Origin of the sequence: Micromonospora sp. WMMA1998, from assembly GCF_027497375.1 — a bacterium.
GTDB lineage: Bacteria > Actinomycetota > Actinomycetes > Mycobacteriales > Micromonosporaceae > Micromonospora > Micromonospora sediminicola.
The window spans coordinates 2,910,624-2,929,809 of sequence record NZ_CP114911.1 but is presented as its reverse complement, the minus strand read 5'-3'; the positions used below and the strand labels follow the sequence as shown (position 1 = coordinate 2,929,809).

Below are 19,186 nucleotides of genomic sequence, written 5' to 3'. Positions count from 1 at the left end.
CGGGGTGTGGTGGTGTCGCCCATCTGTCGCCGTCCGTGCCCGTCGGTCCGCTCCATGGACCTGTGTGGTTTTCCACAGCCCGTTTTACTGAACGGTAACTTAAACTCCGGCCATGGATGACGCGACGCCGGGACGCCTGCCGGAGCGGGACCGCCCGTGGGTGATGCGCACGTACGCCGGGCACTCCTCCGCCGCGGCCACCAACGCGCTCTTCCGCCGCAACCTGGCGAAGGGGCAGACCGGGCTGTCGGTCGCGTTCGACCTGCCGACCCAGACCGGATACGACCCGGACCACGAGCTGGCCACCGGCGAGGTGGGCCGGGTCGGCGTGCCGGTCGCGCACCTCGGCGACATGCGGGCGCTCTTCGAGGGCATCCCGATCGCCGAGATGAACACCTCGATGACGATCAACGCGCCGGCCATGTGGCTGCTCGGCCTCTACGGCACGGTCGCCGCCGAGCAGGGCGCGGAGCTGAGCCGCTGCGCCGGCACCACGCAGAACGACATCATCAAGGAGTACCTGTCCCGGGGCACGTACATCTTCCCGCCGGCCGCCTCGCTGCGGCTGACCGCCGACGTGATCGCGTACACGCTGCGGGAGATGCCGCGGTGGAACCCGGTCAACATCTGCTCGTACCACCTCCAGGAGGCCGGCGCCACGCCGGTGCAGGAGGTCGGCTTCGCGCTCGCCACCGCCGTCGCCGTGCTGGACACCGTGCGCGACTCCGGCCAGGTGCCGGCCGAGCGGATGGGCGACGTGGTCCAGCGGATCTCGTTCTTCGTCAATGCCGGGGTGCGCTTCGTCGAGGAGATCGCCAAGATGCGCGCGTTCGGCGCGCTCTGGGACGAGATCACCCGCGACCGTTACGGCGTGGAGAACCCGAAGCAGCGCCGGTTCCGCTACGGCGTGCAGGTCAACTCGCTGGGCCTGACCGAGGCGCAGCCGGAGAACAACATCCAGCGGATCGTGCTGGAGATGCTCGGCGTCACCTTCTCCCGGGACGCCCGGGCCCGGGCGGTGCAGCTGCCCGCCTGGAACGAGGCGCTCGGCCTGCCCCGCCCCTGGGACCAGCAGTGGTCGCTGCGCATGCAGCAGGTGCTGGCGTACGAGTCGGACCTGCTGGAGTATCCGGACCTGTTCGAGGGCTCGCACGTGATGACCGCGCTGGTCGACGACATCGTGACCGGCGCGCGGGTCGAGTTGGAGAAGGTGCTGGAGATGGGCGGCGTGGTGACCGCCGTGGAGTCCGGCTACCTGAAGAGCGCGCTGGTCGCCTCGCTGGCCGACCGGCGTCGGCGGATGGAGTCCGGCGCGGACGTGGTGGTCGGCGTCAACCGGTTCACCGAGACCGAGCCGTCCCCGCTGACCGCGGCCGGGGCCGAGGCGGTCGAGCAGGTCGACCCGGCGGTGGAGGCGGCCGCCGCGACCGGCGTACGCGAGTGGCGGGCCGGCCGGGACGCGGCGGCCGTGGACGCCGCGCTCGAGCGGCTGCGGGCGGACGCCGCGACCACCACGAACCTGATGGACGCGACGCTGGCGTGCGTGCGGGCCGGGGTGACCACCGGCGAGTGGGCGGGCGCGCTGCGGCAGGTCTTCGGCGAGTACCGGGCGCCGACCGGGCTTTCCGGCGCGGCCGGGGTCGGCGGCGACGCCGGGCTCGCGTCGGTCCGTGAGCGGGTCGCCGCCACGGCCCGGGAGCTGGGCAGCGGCCGGCTGCGGCTGCTGGTCGGCAAGCCGGGGCTGGACGGGCACTCCAACGGCGCCGAGCAGATCGCGGTACGCGCCCGCGACGCCGGCTTCGAGGTGGTCTACCAGGGCATCCGGCTGACCGCCGGGCAGATCGTGGCCGCCGCCGTGGAGGAGGACGTCGACCTGGTCGGTCTCTCCGTGCTCTCCGGCTCGCACCTGGCGGCCGTGCCGGCCGTGCTGGACGGGCTGCGCGCGGCCGGGCGGGGCGACCTGCCGGTGGTGGTGGGCGGCATCATCCCGGCCGGTGACGCCGACGCGCTGCGGGCCGCCGGCGTGGCCCGCGTGTTCACGCCGAAGGACTTCGCGCTCACCGGCATCATCGACCAGCTGGTCACCGTCATCCGCGAGGCCAACGGGTTGAGCTGACGCGGAAGGCGCAAAAGCCTAAAATTGGGGCAAGACACCCACGGAAGGGCGGGAATGATGACCGCGTCGATGGAGATGCCCCGGGTCCAGGAGTGCGCCGTCCGGTCCTGCGCCTACAACCACACGAACGACTGCCACGCGTTCGCCATCACGATCGGCAGCAGCGACCACGCCCACTGCCACACCTTCGTGGAGATGCCGGTGCGCGGCGGCATCGACCAGTTGGTCGCCCAGGTCGGCGCCTGCTCACGCTCCGACTGCCAGCACAACTCCGACCTGGAGTGCCACGCCCCGGCCATCACGGTGGGCCCGGACATGGACATGGCCGACTGCATGACCTACCGGAGCCGCTGAGCGGTCAGACGCGGAAGCCGGCCGCGCGGGCGGCGGCGCGTTCCCGGTGTCGGTGCCGGCGGCGGCGGACCAGCCAGACCGCGAACACCACCAGGGCGACCGCGAACACCAGCACCAGCACCGGCAGCAGGATCGCCACCACGGACATGACGACGCTCGTCGCGTCCTCGGCGGTGCTCGCCACCGGCGCGCCGAAGCCGGCCGTGGTCGCGTTGACCACCGGCCGGGCGGCGGCCTTGAGCAGGTGCACCCCGAGCGCGATCAGCACGCCGACCACCACCGGCACCCACTGGTGGGTGGAGAAGAACGTGTCCGGGTCGCTGACCGTGACCGTCTCCGAGCCGGAACCGGCGCCGAAGGCCAGGCCGCCCGCGGTCGGCCGGACCACCGTCTGCACCATGTCGTTGACGTGGTCGACCACCGGCACCTTGTCGGCCACCACCTCGACCGCGAGCAGCACGGCGAGGATCGCCAGCACCCAGCCGTTGCCGAGCCACTGCCAACCGCCGGGCAGCTCGATCAGGTCGGTGTAGCGGGCCAGCAGGCCCATCAGCATCAGCGGGATGTAGGCGTTCAGACCCGCCGAGGCGGCGAGTCCGGAACCGGTGAGGACTTCGAGCACGATCTCAATATGGCACCGGTGCGCCAGTGGCGCTCGTCGGCGGCGGCCGGGGGCTCCGCTACCCTCGTCGGGTGCGGTTGGTCATTGCGAAGTGCTCGGTGGACTATGTCGGACGGCTCTCGGCCCACCTGCCGCCGGCCACCCGGTTGCTCATGGTGAAGGCGGACGGCTCGGTGTCGATCCACGCGGACGACCGGGCGTACAAGCCGTTGAACTGGATGAGCCCGCCGTGTCGCCTGGAGGAGGCGCCCGGCGTGTGGCGGGTGGTCAACAAGGCCGGCGAGGAGCTGCGGATCACCCTGGAGGAGATCTTCCAGGACACCTCGTACGAGCTGGGGGTCGACCCGGGCCTGCGCAAGGACGGCGTCGAGGCGCACCTGCAGGAACTGCTCGCCGCCAACCCGGAGACGCTGGGGGAGGGCTTCACCCTGGTCCGCCGGGAGTACATGACCGCGATCGGCCCGGTCGACCTGCTCTGCCGGGACGCGAACGCCCGCGCGGTGGCGGTCGAGGTGAAGCGGCGCGGCGAGATCGACGGGGTGGAGCAGCTCACCCGCTACCTGGAGCTGATGAACCGCGACCCGCTGCTCGCGCCGGTGACCGGCGTGTTCGCCGCGCAGGAGATCAAGCCGCAGGCCCGGGTGCTCGCCACCGACCGGGGCATCCGGTGCGTGGTGGTCGACTACGACAAGCTGCGCGGCATCGAGCGCGACGAGCTGACGCTGTTCTGAGGCTCAGCGCCCCCGGCCGTACATCAGCTTGGCGACCTTGACCAGGCGGGCGACGTCAGCCGGGGTGCGCTCGAACGTCATGGCCGGCAGCAGCGAGCGGGCCCGGCGGCGGGTGACCGCCTTGGGGCGGCCGAACTCGCGCAGCCCGTCCTCGCCGTGGATCCGGCCGAAGCCGGACTCGCCGGTGCCGCCGAACGGAAGCGTGGACATGCCGGCGAAGGTCAGCGCCGAGTTGACCGAGGCCATCCCGGAGCGCAGCCGCCGCGCCACGGCCACCGCCCGCGCCCGGCCGAAGACCGAACCCCCGAGGCCGTACGGGAGGGCGTTGGCGCGCTCCACGGCCTCGTCGACGTCGCGGACCCGGTTGACGGTGAGCGTCGGGCCGAACGTCTCCTCGCGGACGGCCGCCGAGTCCTCCGGCACGTCGACCAGCACGGTCGGGTGCACGTACGGCGGTTGGACCGCCTCCGGGCCACCGAGCACCGCACGGCCGCCCCGGGCGACCGCGTCGTCGATGTGGCGGCGGATGACGTCGATCTGGGACGGCATGGTGATCGGGCCGAGGTCGGTGCCGTCCGCGCCCACGGTGAGCCGGCCGGCCCTCGTCACCACCTTGTCGACGAAGGCGTCGAAGACCTGGTCGACCGCGTAGACCCGTTCGATGCCGATGCAGGTCTGGCCGGCGTTGGTGAGCCCGCCCCAGACGGCGGCCTCGGCCGCGGCGTCCAGGTCGGCGTCGGCGTCGACGATCATCGCGTCCTTGCCGCCGGCCTCCAGCAGCACCGGGGTGAGCGTCTCGGCGCAGGCGGCCATCACCTTCTTCGCGGTGGCGGTCGAGCCGGTGAAGGCCAGCTTCGCCACCCCGGAGCGGCACAGCGCCGCGCCGACGTCGCCGAGCCCGTGCACCGCCTGGAACACCTGCTGCTCCGGCACCACCTCGGCGAAGCGGTCGACCAGCCACTGGCCCACGGCGGGGGTGTACTCGCTGGGCTTGAACACCACCGCGTTGCCGGCGGCCAGCGCGTACGCGGCGGAGCCGATCGGGGTGAAGACCGGATAGTTCCACGGGCCGATCACGCCGACCACGCCGTAGGGCTGGTATTCCAGGTGACCGGTGAACTCGGCCAGGATCAGCCGGGAGCGAACCCGCCGGGGGCCGAGCACCCGGCGGGCGTTGCGGGCCGCCCAGTCGATGTGCTCCAACGCGGTGAGGATCTCCACCACGGCGTCGCCGACCGGCTTGCCGCCCTCGGTGTGCATCAGCTCGGCCAGCTCCTCGATCCGCCGGGCGAGCACGCCGCGCCAGCGCTGGAGCCGGTCCCGCCGGCCGGCGAAGCCGAGCCCGGCCCACCAGTCGGCCGCCGGGCGGGCCCGGTCGACGGCGGCGCGCACGTCCGCCTCGGTCGCCACCGGGAGTCGCCCGGCCTCCGCGCCGGTCGCCGGGCTCGTCGACACCAGTCGACCGGCCTCGATGAGCGGGGTTCCGGGGACATGCACAGCGGTCATGGCCGCAGTCTAGACCCGAACATTACTCACCGGTAGGTGTCGTGCACCCCGTACGCTGCCCGGACCGACCCGCGTCGCATCGACGCCGGTGCCACCCGATCGCGCCGCGGCCGACTGCCCGAACGGCGAACGGGAGATGGCCGGCCGGGGTCACGGGGGTGACCGCGCGGTGGTGGGAGCCACTACGGTGAGGTGGCAGGCTGACGCCGCGGGGCGATGTGGGGTGGAGGTCGACGGTCCATGGAGGATCATCCGGAGCTGATGCCGCTGCTGACGGTGTCCGGTGGGGCGATGCGCGGGCTCAGTTTCCGGGTCGGACGGGGCATCCAGGTGATCGGTCGGGCGCCGAGCGCCGACATCGTGCTCGCCGACCCCCACCTGAGCCGGCGGCACGCCACCGTCCAGGCCACCACCGACGGGGTGCTGCTCACCGACCTCGGCTCGACCAACGGCACCTGGCTCAACGACCGGCGGATCAGCGGCAGCGTGCCGCTCGCCGACGGCGACGTGGTCCGCCTCGGCCGCACCGACCTGCGCCTCTACGACCCGGGCGTGGCCCGCACCGACCCGGTCGGAATGAGCTTCGGCGCGCCGCGGCGCGACCAGCGCCCGACCCTGCCGCTGCCGGTCCCGGCGCCGCGCCAGCCGATCGAGTCGCGCGAGGCGCTGCCGGCCGACGCCCGCTGAAATATCCCGGGCCAGACAGGGCCGGGCGGCCCACTGTGGCGGTCGGCCACATGGCTCCGGCCCGAACGGTGTGCCAGCATGCGCTGATGCGGAGCGCGCGGCACACGGTCCAGGCCAACGGCATCACCCAGGCGGTCCGGGTGGCCGGCCCGCCGGACGGCGTGCCGGTGCTGCTGGTGCACGGCAACGTCTCCTCCTCCGCGTTCTGGGAGCCACTGCTGCCCCGGCTGCCGGAGACGCTCCGGGTGGTCGCCCCCGACCTGCGCGGCTACGGCGAGACCGACACCGCGCCGGTCGACGCCACCCGGGGCCTCGGCGACTTCGCCGACGACGTGGCCGCCCTGCTGGACGCGCCCGGGCTGTTCGCGCCCGGGGCCCGGCCGGTGGTGGTCGGGCACTCGCTCGGCGGCGGCGTGGCGATGCGGCTGCTGGTCGACCACCCGGAACGGGTGGCCGGGCTGCTGCTGGAGGCGCCGGTCTCCCCGTACGGCTTCGGCGGCACCCGGGACCTCGACGGCACCCCCACCACGCCCGACTTCGCCGGCACCGGCGCGGGCGGCGCGAACCCCGACTTCGTGGCCCGGCTTGCCGCCGGCGACCGGGGCGCGGACGGCCCGACCAGCCCGCGCAACGTGCTGCGGGCCGCGTACGTGGCCGACCCGGCGTCGCTCGGTGACGACGAGGACCTGCTGCTGGAGAGCATGCTCACCACCGCCACCGGGGACGACAACTACCCGGGCACCGCGGTCGCCTCGGCCCACTGGCCGGGGACCGCCGCCGGGCGGCGCGGCGTGCTCAACACGCTGGCCCCGGCCCACTTCCGGCTCGCCGACGAGCTGGTCGCCGTGCCGGTCAAGCCGCCGGTGACCTGGGTACGCGGCGAGGCCGACGTGATCGTCTCGGACACCTCGCTGTTCGACCTGGCCTACCTCGGTCAGCTCGGCATGGTGCCCGGCTGGCCCGGCGCGGAGCAGTGCCCGCCGCAGCCGATGCTCGGGCAGACCCGGGCGGTGCTGGAGCGGTACGCGGCGGCCGGCGGGACGTACCGGGAGGTGGCGTTGCCCGGCTGCGGGCACAGCCCGCACCTGGAGCGGCCGGCCGAGTTCGTCGCCGAGCTGCTGGCGCTCGCCGGGGTGGCCGCACCCGCCTGAGACGCGGTGCGTGAAATATCCCACGGCGTCTCGACAACGCAGCGTCACGTGGCAGACTCCGGCGCATAACCTTAGCGGCCGTTCATGTCGACAACGGCGGAGTCAACCAAGGGGAGGCCGGTCGTGGCGCGCGAGTTCACCAGGGTGGGTGTGGTGGGTCTGGGCACCATGGGTGCCGGCATCGTCGAGGTGTTCGCCCGCAACGGCCTCGACGTGACCGCCGTGGAGATCTCCGACGCCGCGCTGGAGCGGGGTCGGGTGACGCTGACCGGCTCCACCGACCGGGCCGTCGCCAAGGGCAAGCTCGCCGAGGCCGACCGGGACGCCCTGCTGGCGCGGGTCGACTTCCGGGTCGGGCTGGACGCGCTGCACGACGTGGACCTGGTGATCGAGGCGGTGCCCGAGCACCTGGACCTCAAGCAGCGGATCTTCGCCGAGCTGGACCGGGTGTGCAAGCCCGAGGCCATCCTGGCCACCAACACGTCGTCGCTGAGCGTCACCGAGATCTCCGTCGCCACGACCCGGCCCAACCAGGTCATCGGCATCCACTTCTTCAACCCGGCCCCGGTGATGAAGCTGGTCGAGGTGGTTCGCACGGTGGTCACCTCGGCCGACGTGGTGGCCGACGTGGAGGCGCTCTGTGAGCGGCTCGGCAAGGTCGACGTGACGATCAGCGACCGGGCCGGCTTCATCGCCAACGCGCTGCTGTTCGGCTACCTGAACCACGCGGTCGGCATGTTCGAGGCCCGCTACGCCACCCGCGAGGACATCGACGCCGCCATGAAGCTCGGCTGCGGTCTGCCGATGGGCCCGCTGGCGCTGATGGACCTGATCGGCCTGGACACCGCGTACGAGATCCTCGACACCATGTACCGGCGCGGCGGCCGGGACCGCCGGCACGCCCCGGCCCCGCTGCTCAAGCAGATGGTCACCGCCGGGCTGCTCGGTCGGAAGTCCGGCCGCGGCTTCTACACCTACGAGCGGCCGGGCTCGCCGAGGGTGGTCGCCGACGAGCACACGCCGCCGGCCGGCGACGCCGCGCTCGCCGACGGCGCCCGGGTGGTCGCCAAGGTCGGCGTGGTCGGCTCCGGGACCATGGCCACCGGCATCATCGAGGTCTTCGCGAAGGCGGGCTACGAGGTCATCTCGGTGACCCGCGGCGCGGAGAAGTCCGCCAAGGTCTGCGAGGCGGTCAAGACCTCGCTCAACAAGGGCGTGGTGCGGGGCAAGCTCAGCGAGACCGACCGGGACGCCGCGCTGGGCCGGGTCACCTGGTCCGCCACGCTGGAGCACCTCGCCGACGTCGACCTGGTGGTCGAGGCCGTGGTCGAGGAGCTGAGCGTCAAGAAGGCGCTGTTCGCCAGCCTCGACGAGATCTGCAAGCCGGGCGTCGTGCTCGCCACCACCACCTCGTCGCTGCCGGTGATCGACGTGGCGATGGCCACCCAGCGGCCGGCCGACGTGGTCGGCCTGCACTTCTTCAACCCGGCGCCGATCATGCCGCTGGTGGAGATCGTGCAGACCATTCGCACCTCGACCGAGACGTCGGCCACCGCGCGCGCGGTCTGCGCGAAGCTGGGCAAGACCGGCGTGGTCTGCGGCGACCGCTCCGGCTTCATCGTCAACGCGCTGCTCTTCCCGTATCTGAACGACGCGGTGAAGATGCTGGAGGCCAGCTACTCCACCGCGGACGACATCGACTACGCGATGAAGCTGGGCTGCGGCTACCCGATGGGCCCGTTTGAGCTGCTCGACGTGGTCGGCCTGGACGTCTCGCTGGCCATCCAGCGGGAGCTGTACCTGGAGCTGCGCGAGCCCGGGTTCGCGCCGGCGCCGCTGCTGGAGCACCTGGTCACCGCCGGCTACCTGGGCCGCAAGAGCGGCCGGGGCTTCCGCGACCACACCCGGCGCTGAGCCGGGTCAACAACCGGCGCGGTTGACGGCGTCATGAGGGTGTGACCTTCGAGGAGTACGCCGGCAGCCGCGGCCCGGCCCTGTTGCGTCTGGCCCGGCTGCTGACCGGCGACGCGCACCGTGCCGAGGACCTGACCCAGGACGTGCTGGCCCGCGCGTACGTGCACTGGCGGCGGATCGCCCGCGCCGACCGGCCCGACGTGTACGTGCGCCGGATGCTGGTCAACGCCCACAACTCCTGGTGGCGCCGGCGGGTCAACCGGGAGCTGGCGGTGGACACGTTCGCCGAGCGGCCCGAGCGGGGCGACCTCGACGGCGAGGCGGCCGACCGGGACGCGATGTGGCGACTGATCCGCGCCCTGCCCGACCGCCAGCGCGCCGTGCTGGTGCTGCGCTACTACGAGGACCTGGACGACGCGACGATCGCCCAGATCCTCGACTGCTCCCCGGTCACCGTCCGCACCCACGCGATGCGGGCGCTCGCCCACCTCCGGGAACGCTGCGGCGTCCCGACGACCAAGGGGAGCTGGCTGTGACCGACCTCGACCAGCGGATCACCTCGGCGCTGCGGGAGCGTGCCGAGGGGGAGATCGACACCGGCCGTCTGCTGCGGGACGCCCGCACGCTCGGCCGCCGCCGGCAGGTGCGTCGCCGGCTCACCGCCGGAACCGCGCTCGCCCTGGTCGGCGTGCTCGGCCTCGCCGGCGCGGTCCGCACCGACGTGGGCGGGCTGGCCGGGCGGATGCCCTGGACGGCGACGAAACCGACGGCCGAAGCGCCGGTCCCACCGAAGGCGGACGGGGCGCCCGGTGCCGCCCAGCGCCCCGAGCTGGTCGGCAGCGACCCACTGGTGCTGCACCTGGGGCTGGACACCCGCCGGGCCCGCTACCTGGGCTGGGCGGCCTACACCGCGAACCGGACCGAGTCGATCCAGTACCGCGTCGGCGGCGGGCGGCCGGTGCTGGTCGAGGTGAGCCCGGACCGCCGGGCGGTGTCCGAACTCCTGCTCAACGGCCTTCCCGGCGCCGAGGGCGCGATCCCGGTGACGTTCGACGGCAAGGTCCGCGAGTTCCGGGTCGGGGGCGGCGGCGCGGTCCGGGCCTGGCAGCCGGCCCCCGGCCTGTACGCCCGGGCGAGCATGCTCGGTGGCGACCGGAGCGCCCTGACCGAGGCGGTGGAGGCCATCCGCTGGAACGAGGCACGCCGGTGCGACGCGCCCCTGCGGTTGGGTGCGGTGCCGTCGAACGCCCAGGTGGCGACCTGCGCGGTCGACGCCGACGGCTTCCCCGGCGGGCTCACCGTCGAGCTCACGATCGTGCGGGCGCCGACCGCGACGATGAACGTGCGACTGGTCCACGGGGCGCAGATCGCACGGGACGTCACCAGCGGCAACCGGACGGTGGACGGGCGTCCCGCCCACCTCTCCGCCGAGGGGCACCAGCTCGAACTGCTCGGCATCCCGAAGGCGCACCTGACCGCCACGTTCGGCTGGATGTGGCAGAACCCGCCGCCCGCCGGACAGGTCGACTTCACCGAGGCCGAGGCGGCGAGCGTGTTGGCCGGGACCCGGGTGGCGCCGGACCTGACCGATCCGGAGACCTGGGACTGACCTCCGCCGGCCGGGCCGCCCGACCCGGGCCGGTCCGGCCGGCGGCCCGTACGCTTGGTGACCGTGAGCCCCCGTCGCAACCGCCCCCGTCGGGACGAGACCACCGGCCTGGACGCCGAGCGCGCGCGCCACGGCGTGCCGACCGTGCAGCAGTGGCGCGACGGCGACTGGCAGGTGCGCGCGATCAGCGGCGGGGCGTCCGTCAAGACGTACCGCTGTCCCGGCTGCGACCAGGAGATCCGCCCGGGCGTGGCGCACCTGGTGGCCTGGCCGGCCGACGACCGGGGTGACCTCACCGACCGCCGGCACTGGCACGGCGGCTGCTGGCGGGCCCGGGACCGGCGCGGCCCCAACCTCCAGCGCGGCCGCGGCGCACCCCGCTACGGCTGAGCGATCTGGATCACCAGGTTCCCACCCCGGCGGGCGGCGGGGCCGCTGGCGCGGGAGACTGGCAGGCGTGAGCACTCCGATTCGCGCGTCGTCGATCCTGCCCGGCCGCCGGGAGGACATCGAGCTGCACACCGCCGACGGCCTCACGCTGGTCGGTGAGCTGGCCCGGCCGCTGGAGCGCCAGCCGGTCGCCACCCTGGTCTGCCTGCACCCGCTGCCCACCCACGGCGGGATGATGGACAGCCACGTGTTCCGCAAGGCGGCCTGGCGGCTGCCCGCGCTGGCCGACGTGGCCGTGCTCCGGTTCAACACCCGGGGCACCAGCAGCGTCCGCGGCACCAGCGAGGGGGCGTTCGACAACGCCGTCGGCGAGCGGTTCGACGTGGCCGCCGCGATCGAGTACGCCGAGTTCCACGAGTTGCCGAACATCTGGCTGGTCGGCTGGTCGTTCGGCACCGACCTGGCGCTCAAGTACGGCTGCGACCCGGCCGTGACCGGCGCGATCCTGCTCTCCCCGCCGCTGCGCTTCTCCGCACCGGAGGACCTCGCGGTGTGGGCCGAGTCCGGCCGGCCGCTCACCGCGGTGGTGCCGGAGTTCGACGACTACCTGCGCCCGGAGGAGGCCCGGGAGCGCTTCGCCGCGATCCCGCAGGCCCAGGTCGTCGGCGTGGACGGCGCCAAGCACCTCTGGGTCGGCGACGCGGAGAAGGCGCTCGACGAGATCGTCCGGCGGGTCGCCCCCGACGTGTCCCTGCCGCTCCCGACCACCTGGGACGGCCCGATGGAGACCGGCGACGTCAGCGCGTACGCGGACCGCACCGTGGCCGCCTTCGCCGACACCCCGGTCCCCGGCCCGGCCCAGCGGCGCGCGGAGTAACGGCTCAGCGGGCGTCCTGCCGGGGCAGCACCACCTCGCGCAGGATCAGCTGCAACGCGGCCACCATGGGAATCGCGATGAGCGCGCCCACCACGCCCAGCAGCGACACCCCGAGCAGCGCGGCGAGCAGGGCGGCCACCTCGTTCACCGACACCGCCCGGCGCATGATCTTCGGATAGATCAGGTAGTTCTCCACCTGCTGGTAGACCAGGAAGAACACCAGGCAGGCGATGCCCACCGGCAGGTCGGTGGCGAGCCCGACGAGGGTCACCACCACCGCGCCGAGGGTCGCTCCGATCTGCGGGATCAGGTCGGTCACCGCGACCACCACGGCCAGCGCGAACGGGTACGGCAGACCGACCACCAGCGCGAACACGAACGTGCTCGCCCCGGCCAGCACCGCGATGGCCAACGCGCCGACCATGTACGCCCCGACCCGGGTCAGGATCTCGTCGCCGATCAACCGGACCCGCTCCCGGCGGGAGCGCGGCACCAGCGCGTACCCGAGGTCGCGCAGCCGGTCGAAGTAGGCCAGGAAGTAGATCGTCAGCACCAGCACGGTCAGCACCCGGAAGATCGTGCCGAAGATCAGCTGCGCGCCGCCCAGCACGCCGCCGAGCGCCCGGCCGATGGTGTCCGCGTCCGCCGCCGACCGGACCCGGTCCATCACGTCGTAGCGGACCACGAGGTCGTTGACGGTGGGATTGCGGCGCAGGTCCTCGACGTAGCCGGGAAGCTGCTGCACGAACTGACCGGACTGGGTCACCACCGGCGGCACCAGCGCCAGCAGCCCGCCGATGATCAGCAGCACGACGGTCAGCGTCACCACCGCCACGGCCAGCCCGTGCGGCAACCCCCACCGGCGCAGCCGGACCACCGCCGGGTGCAGGCCGACCGCGAGGAAGAGCGCGATCACCACCAGCACCAGGATGCCGGCCGCGTTGCGCACGCCCAGGAAGACCGCGTACGCCAGCAGCACCCCGAGCGCCCCGGTGAACCCGACCAGGAAGCTGCTGCGCCGCAGCGGCCGGCCGGGAACGCCGAACCGTCCGCTCGGCTCGAACTCGCCCGGTTCGACGAGCACGTCGGCGTCGCCCGCTTCCGTTGCGGTGTCCGCGGCACGGCTCGGCCGACCCCGGTTGACCGGGCCCGTGCGGTGCCCGGGCTGGCCGGCGTCAGGCATGGTCTCGGTGCGGTCGCCGGGGCGGTCCGTGGGTCGGTCCGTGGGTGGGTCCGTTGGTCGGTCCGTGGGTCGGTCCGTGGGTCGGTCCGTGGGTCGGTCCGTGGGGTCCGGTTCCGGACGCAACGCCTCGAACGGGTCGTCGTCCGGGGTGGCCGATCCCTCCTGCGACACCCGTGCCTCCCGGCTCCCGCTGCTCCGGCCGACCCGAGGAGCGACCTCCTGGCAAGCCGCGTTACGGACGCCGCGACCCCTGCCCGCAGGTTAGCCGCCACCGCCCGGGCGGACCATCCTTCCGAGGCTTCCCGCCGCATCGAGGCAGACCCCTGTTGCCGATTCGAGACGGTGGGAGCGCCCCGGGCACGTCAGTTTCAAGCGATATACCGCTGAGTCATAAATATGACCCAGCGGTATATTGCCTTCGACGGGTGCCATGGGCCGACGGCGTCACCGTCCGTCACGCGCGGACGACGCAGGTTGGCGACTGACCTGCGGGCGGAACGTGGTAGGTGTCGACGTGGTGCGCACGGGACACGGGGATGCCGCCCTCGGGGCGACCTGGTGTGGATCTTGCGGGGTCGGAGCGCGAGGCGCGGGCTCGGGGAGGTCGAGCGACGGCGGGTCCGGCGAGCGGCCGAACCCGCCAGAACGGCGGGTCGGGTCAGTCCTTGTCGACGGTGACCGTGCTCGGCTTGGCGCTGCGCTCGTCGGTGGTGGGCTTCGTCGGGCGCTTGCCGTTCTCCCCGGTGCTGGTGATCTTCGTCGGGGTGGCGCCGCGGCCGCCCTCGCCCGGCACGGCGGCCACGGTCGGTTCGCCGTCGACGCCGGCGCCGCCGGGAGAGTCCATCGTGGTCACCGGCTCGGCGACCGGCTTGGTATTGCCCGCCTCCACCGGCTCACCCGTTGACTTGACCGGCGCCGACCCGTTGGCCGGAGCCGTACCGGCGCCCATGCCCGCCGCCGGCGCGCCACTGCCCACCGGCGCGCCACTGCCCACCGGCGCGCCACTGCCCACCGGCGTGCCACTGCCCACCGGCGTGCCGTCACTCGTCGGGCGGCCGGTGTCGCCGCCCGCGGCGGCCGCGAGGTCGCCCGGGTCGACCGGGGTGGCGGCGATGCCCGCCGAGTCGGCGTCGCGCCGCAGCTCGGTGAGCCGGTGCTCCAGGTCGTCGGACTCCTGCCGCGACTTCCACGTCTCGGTACGCAGATCGGCCAGCTCCTGCTGCGCCTTGGCGATCTCCAGCATCACCTGGGCGAGCTGCTGCCGGCCTGCGGCCACCTCCTGCTGGGTGGCGGCCAGGTGCTGCTGGGTGGTGGCGAGGTGCTGCTGGGTCGTGGCCGCGTACTCCTCGAACTGCCGCCGCGAGGCCGCGACGTGCTCGTCGGCCTTGCGGCGCTGGGCGGTGGCGTCCGCCTCGGCCCGGCGCAGCAGCTCGGCGGCCTCCAGCTCGGCCTGCTGCCGCATGCCGAGCGCGTCGGCCTCGGCGGCCTGCCGGACGCTCGCGGCGCTCCGTTCGATCTCGTCGCGGCGGGTGGCGTACGCCTTCTCCAGCTCCTCGTGCCGCTTGGTGTGCTGGTTGTCCAGCTCGTCGCGGCGCTTGGCGAACTCCTGCTCGGCGGTGGCCCGGCGCTGGGCCAGCTCCTTCTCCGCCTTCTCCCGCCGCTCCGCGACCTCCTTCTCCACCCCGGCCCGCCAGGCGCCCAGCTCCTGCTGGGTCTGCGCGCGGGCCTGCTGCACGTACGCCTCGGTCTCGGTGCGCATGCGCTGCACGTACGCCTCGACCTCGGAGCGATTGCGCTTGCCCGCCTCGACGGCCTCGGTGGTCAGCCGGTTGGCCTCGGTCCGGGCGCGGCCGCGGGTGACCTTGGCGGCCTCCTCCGCGTCGTCCACGATCTTCTTGGCCTCGGCCAGCGCCTTGGCGTGGGTGGCCCGTCCGGCCTCGGCGGCGGCGTCGGTGAGCCGCTTGGCCTCCTGCTGGCCCGTTGCGTGCACCTCCTTGGCCGCCTCGCGGAGCTGGTTGGCCTCCTGCTGGGCCTTGGCCAGCGCCTCCTTGGCCGACTCGCGCAGCCGGGCCGCCTCCTGCTGGGCCCGGGAGTGAATCTCCTTGGCGGTGTCCCGCAGCTGGGTGGCCTCCTGCTGGGCCTTGGCCAGCGCGTCCTGGGCGGTCCGGCGCAGCTTCTCGGCCTCGTCCCGGGCGGCCGTGCGCAGCCGGTCCGACTCGTCCTTGGCGGTGGTCCGCAGCTTCGCCGACTCGTCCTTGGCGGCCTTCAGCGTGGCCTCGGCCTCGGCCTTGCGGGCGGCGGTGTGCCGCTCCTCCTCGGCCCGGCGGGCGGCGAGCGCGATCTCGAAGTCCTTGAGCGCCTGGGCGGCCTGCTCCCGGGCCTCCTCGACGATGTGCTCGGCGGCGGCCCGGCGGGCCTCGATCTCCTCGTTGGCGGCGGCGAGGATGTCGTCGGCCTGCTCCTCGGCCATGGTGAGGATCTGCTCGACCCGCGGACCGAGGTGGCGGAACGAGGCCCGGTCCACCACACCGATCTGCTTGCGCACCTGGGCGAGGTCGCGTTGCAGCACCTCGACCTGGCCGGCCAGCTTGTGGATCTGGGTGTACGCCTGTTCCCGCTCGGTGGTCAGCGCCGCGATCTCGTGTTCCGCGCGGGCGACGTAGCGGTCGACCTGTCGTTTCTCGTATCCCCGCAGCGCGGACTCGAAGCTGGGCTCCGTGGTCACGTCCCCGCCGAGCGCGAACAGTTCCTCGCCGTGCGACATGCCCCCATCCTCACACGCATCCGGCTCTGCTGGGGCGATACGGACGCCCCTTCTGGGACCTACTTCACCCTCGTGGCGAAACGGGCCGGACAGCATGACGGCGCGGGGCGGCACCGGTCACCCGGTGTCACCCCGCGCCGTGGCTCATGCCCCGTCAGCGGGTGGTCGATCAGCTGGCCGACTCGGCCGTCACCTTCTGCCCGGAGGCGTCGGCCTTCGGCGCCTCGGCCTTGTTGGCGCCGCCGGCCGGCACGCCCGGCACGATGCCGGCCAGGCCGGAGAGCATCTGCCCGAGCTGCGAGGTGACCGCGTCCTTCTGGCGGGTGAGGTCCTCGACCTCACGGCGGGCGGCCTGCGTGGTCAGCTCGGCCTCGGTGCGGGCCTCGTTGAGCACCCGCTGCGCCTCGGCGCGCGCCTCGTTGAGCGTCTTGTCGGCCAGCGCCTTGGCCTTGTCGACCGTGTCGTTGGCGGTGCGCTCGGACTCGACCCGGCGGGCCTCGGCCCGCTGCTCGATCTCCTTCGCCCGCTCCTGGGCGGCGCGGGCCCGCTGCTCGGCCTCGTTCACCAGCTTCTGGGTCTGCGAGACCTGGGCGGCGTGCCGCTCCGACTCCTCGCGCTCGGCCTTCTCGCGCCGCTCGGCGAGCTGGAGCTCCAGGGCCTGGAGGTCCTTGTCGCGCTTGTCGCGCGCGTCGGTGAGCAGCTTGGTCGCCTCGGCCCGCTTCTCCTCGGCCTCCCGCGCGGCCTTGGCCCGCTGCTGGGTGATCTCCCGCTCGGCGGTCGCGCGCAGGGTGGCGACCTCCCGCTCGACGGTCGACTTCAGCTCGGCCACCTCGTGCGCGGTGACCGTACGCAGCTGCTTGGTCTCCCGGTCGGCGTCGGCGCGGAGGGTGTCCGCCTCGCGGCGGGCCTGCACGCGCACCTCGGCGGCCTCCCGCTCGGCGGCGGTGCGGACACTGCCGGCCTCGCGCTCGGCGGTGGCCTTCATGGCCGCCGCCTCGGCGCGGGCCTTGTCGGTGATCTCCCGCGCCTCGAGGCGGGCGGCGGAGAGGATGCCCTCCGACTCGCGCTTGGCCTCGTTGCGGTGGTCGTTGGCCTGCTCCTCGGCCAACCGGAGGATCTGCTCGACGCGAGTGCCCAGGCCGCTGAGCGTCGGTCGGCTGTTCTCCTCGAGCTGCTTGTTGGTCTCGGTCAGCTTCTGCTCGAGCGCGCCCTGACGCTGCTCGGCCTGGCGGAGGCGGCGCTGCGCGTCGTTCATCCGCTGCTCGGCCTCGGCGCGGGCCTGCTCGGACTGACTCAGTGCGGCGCTCAGCCGGCCGATGAAGTCGTCGACCTGGTTGGTGTTGTAACCACGCAGGCCAACGGTGAAATCGGGCTGTGAGTTCGCGTTATCGAAGAACGCAAGAGGGGAGGACTGCTGCTGGGGCATTGGGACATACTCGCAGACGCCCCAGGGTGGTTCGCAAGAGTGGTCGGCAGCTTTCGCGTCCTGTTTACATGGTCAACTCCGCCCGGCGGCGGGACCGGACCAACCGGCGATCTTGGCAGGTCCCGGGCGGGTCGGACCGGGCCTGGACCGGGGCGTGAAAAGGGCCGCGGGTCGGTACCCGCGGCCCTTTGTCATCACGACAGTCGAATGGTGCCCCGGTCGTCCGGAAAGGCAATCCGGGACAACCGTACGGTCAGTGCCCGCGGAACCGGTTGATCGCGCTTTCGTGGCGGGAGCGCAGCTCGGTGTCGCGGACGCCGAGCCCGTCGGTGGGGGCCAGGCAGCGCACGCCGACCTTGCCCTGGTGCGCGTTGCGGTGCACCTCGTACGCGGCCTGACCGGTCTGCTCCAGCGCGTAGGTCTTCGACACGGTCGGGTGCACCTTGCCGAGCGCGACCAGGCGGTTGGCCTGCCACGCCTCGTGGTAGTTGGCGAAGTGGCTGCCGACGATGCGCTTGAGGTGCATCCAGAGGTAGCGGTTGTCGTACTGGTGCAGGAAGCCGCTGGTGGACGCGCAGGTGACGATCGTGCCGCCCTTCTTGGCGACGTAGACGCTGGCGCCGAACGTCTCCCGGCCCGGGTGCTCGAAGACGATGTCCGGGTCCTCGCCGCCGGTCAGCTCGCGGATGCGCTCGCCGAAGCGACGCCACTCGTCCTGGTCCTGGGTCTCCTCGTCCTTCCAGAACCGGAAGCCCTCGGCGCTGCGGTCGATGACCAGCTCGGCGCCCATCTTCCGGCACAGCTCGGCCTTCTCCGGCGAGGAGACCACGCAGACCGGGATCGCGCCGCCGTTGAGCGCCATCTGGGTGGCGTAGCCGCCGAGGCCGCCGGAGGCGCCCCAGATCAGCACCACGTCACCCTGCTTCATGTTCGCGCCGTGGTGTGAGACGAGCTGCCGGTAGGCGGTGGAGTTGACCAGGCCCGGGCTGGCCGCCTCCTCCCAGCTCAGGTGGCGCGGCTTCGGCATCAGCTGGTTGGCCTTGACCACGCACAGCTCGGCCAGGCCGCCGAAGTTGGTCTCGAAGCCCCAGATCCGCTGCTGCGGGTCGAGCATGGTGTCGTCGTGGCCGGCGGCGTCCTCCAGCTCGACCGACAGGCAGTGCGCGACCACCTCGTCGCCGGCCTTCCACCGGGTCACCCCGGGCCCGGTGCGCAGCACCACGCCGGCCGCGTCCGACCCGACCACGTGGTACGGCAGGTCGTGCCGCCGGGTCAGCTCGGAGAGCCGGCCGTAGCGCTGGAGGAACTTGAAGGTGGGCAGCGGCTCGAAGATGCTGGTCCACACCGTGTTGTAGTTGATCGCGCTGGCCATCACCGCGACCAGCGCCTCGCCCGGGGCCAACTCGGGGGTGGGCACCTCCTGGACGTGCAACGCCTTGCGCGGGTCCTTGTCGCGGGTGGCCATGCCGTCGAACATCCGGGTGTCCTCGGCGCGCACCACCACGCCCCGGTAGCTCTCCGGCACCGGCAGGCCGGCGAGGCCGGCAAGGTCCCGCTCCGGCTGCGCCGAGCCTTCCGCCGCCATGATCGCTTCGAGGATGTCCTGCACGGTGACCTCCCGTTCGTCCGCACCCACACCGGGGGCAGGGGTGCTGCCATCGTCGGCGCCGGTGCGACGGGACCGCCATGTCGGCAATCGACACATCCGGCACCGGTCGCGTTCCTGTGGAGCCGGACGTTACTGAACGGTAGCTAGGGCGGGAACCCCTCTGTGAAAAACTGCATCGACCGATGCGTGGAGGTGTCCGTGGGAACGTGCAAGCGCGCACTGCCGCGCGCGTTCCCACGTGTTAGGA

The 19,186-nt window shown here is 73.1% G+C and carries 16 protein-coding genes; 10 read left to right on the top strand and 6 right to left on the bottom strand.

Going from position 1 to position 19,186, the window contains the following annotated elements:
- Positions 1-112: 112 nt before the first annotated feature.
- Positions 113-2,116 (top strand): protein meaA, encoded by a 2,004-nt coding sequence (locus O7600_RS13025; protein WP_281593829.1) that lies wholly within the window; start codon positions 113-115, stop codon positions 2,114-2,116.
- Between the two features lie 57 nt (positions 2,117-2,173).
- A complete protein-coding gene (locus O7600_RS13020; protein WP_281593828.1) occupies positions 2,174-2,470 on the top strand; it encodes a DUF1540 domain-containing protein in 297 nt (98 codons plus the stop codon).
- Between the two features lie 4 nt (positions 2,471-2,474).
- Here O7600_RS13020 and O7600_RS13015 read toward each other — a convergent pair whose 3' ends face one another.
- Positions 2,475-3,092: a DUF4126 domain-containing protein gene (locus O7600_RS13015; protein WP_281593827.1), complete on the bottom strand. Its 618-nt coding sequence runs from the start codon at positions 3,090-3,092 to the stop codon at positions 2,475-2,477.
- Positions 3,093-3,163: 71 nt separating this feature from the next.
- Between O7600_RS13015 and nucS the strand changes: the two genes are divergently transcribed.
- The gene (nucS, locus tag O7600_RS13010) at positions 3,164-3,823 is read left to right on the top strand and encodes an endonuclease NucS (protein WP_091577023.1); all 660 of its coding nucleotides are present in this window, start codon (positions 3,164-3,166) and stop codon (positions 3,821-3,823) included.
- Between the two features lie 3 nt (positions 3,824-3,826).
- On the opposite strand, the gene O7600_RS13005 is transcribed toward nucS, so the two are convergent.
- The gene (locus tag O7600_RS13005; protein WP_281593826.1) at positions 3,827-5,329 is read right to left on the bottom strand and encodes an aldehyde dehydrogenase family protein; all 1,503 of its coding nucleotides are present in this window, start codon (positions 5,327-5,329) and stop codon (positions 3,827-3,829) included.
- Positions 5,330-5,569: 240 nt separating this feature from the next.
- On the opposite strand from O7600_RS13005, the gene O7600_RS13000 reads away from it, so the two are divergent.
- The 7 genes from O7600_RS13000 (at position 5,570) to O7600_RS12970 (ending at position 11,957) form a co-directional block, all read left to right on the top strand.
- Entirely contained in the window at positions 5,570-6,016 is a 447-nt protein-coding gene (locus O7600_RS13000; protein WP_281593825.1) for an FHA domain-containing protein, read from the top strand.
- Positions 6,017-6,102: 86 nt separating this feature from the next.
- The gene (locus O7600_RS12995; RefSeq protein ID WP_281593824.1) at positions 6,103-7,167 is read left to right on the top strand and encodes an alpha/beta hydrolase; all 1,065 of its coding nucleotides are present in this window, start codon (positions 6,103-6,105) and stop codon (positions 7,165-7,167) included.
- 123 nt (positions 7,168-7,290) lie between these two features.
- Entirely contained in the window at positions 7,291-9,081 is a 1,791-nt protein-coding gene (locus tag O7600_RS12990) for a 3-hydroxybutyryl-CoA dehydrogenase (protein ID WP_281593823.1), read from the top strand.
- 41 nt (positions 9,082-9,122) lie between these two features.
- Positions 9,123-9,617, top strand: coding sequence for a SigE family RNA polymerase sigma factor (locus tag O7600_RS12985; RefSeq protein WP_281593822.1), 495 nt, complete (start codon positions 9,123-9,125; stop codon positions 9,615-9,617).
- Positions 9,614-10,690, top strand: a complete 1,077-nt coding sequence (locus tag O7600_RS12980) for a hypothetical protein (RefSeq protein WP_281593821.1) — start codon at positions 9,614-9,616, stop codon at positions 10,688-10,690. The genes O7600_RS12985 and O7600_RS12980 overlap by 4 nt, the downstream gene beginning before the upstream one ends.
- 57 nt (positions 10,691-10,747) lie before the next feature.
- On the top strand, positions 10,748-11,080 hold the full coding sequence (locus tag O7600_RS12975; RefSeq protein WP_281593820.1) for a hypothetical protein: 333 nt from the start codon (positions 10,748-10,750) through the stop codon (positions 11,078-11,080).
- Positions 11,081-11,147: 67 nt separating this feature from the next.
- Positions 11,148-11,957, top strand: a complete 810-nt coding sequence (locus O7600_RS12970) for an alpha/beta hydrolase (RefSeq protein ID WP_281593819.1) — start codon at positions 11,148-11,150, stop codon at positions 11,955-11,957.
- Positions 11,958-11,961: 4 nt separating this feature from the next.
- Here O7600_RS12970 and O7600_RS12965 read toward each other — a convergent pair whose 3' ends face one another.
- From O7600_RS12965 to ccrA, 4 genes are all read right to left on the bottom strand, one after another.
- A complete protein-coding gene (locus O7600_RS12965; protein ID WP_281593818.1) occupies positions 11,962-13,140 on the bottom strand; it encodes an AI-2E family transporter in 1,179 nt (392 codons plus the stop codon).
- Positions 13,141-13,798: 658 nt separating this feature from the next.
- Positions 13,799-15,904, bottom strand: coding sequence for a hypothetical protein (locus tag O7600_RS12960; protein WP_281593817.1), 2,106 nt, complete (start codon positions 15,902-15,904; stop codon positions 13,799-13,801).
- Positions 15,905-16,073: 169 nt separating this feature from the next.
- On the bottom strand, positions 16,074-17,330 hold the full coding sequence (locus tag O7600_RS12955; RefSeq protein WP_281593816.1) for a DivIVA domain-containing protein: 1,257 nt from the start codon (positions 17,328-17,330) through the stop codon (positions 16,074-16,076).
- A gap of 253 nt (positions 17,331-17,583) precedes the next feature.
- Positions 17,584-18,939, bottom strand: a complete 1,356-nt coding sequence (gene ccrA / locus O7600_RS12950; protein WP_281593815.1) for a crotonyl-CoA carboxylase/reductase — start codon at positions 18,937-18,939, stop codon at positions 17,584-17,586.
- Positions 18,940-19,186: the final 247 nt, after the last annotated feature.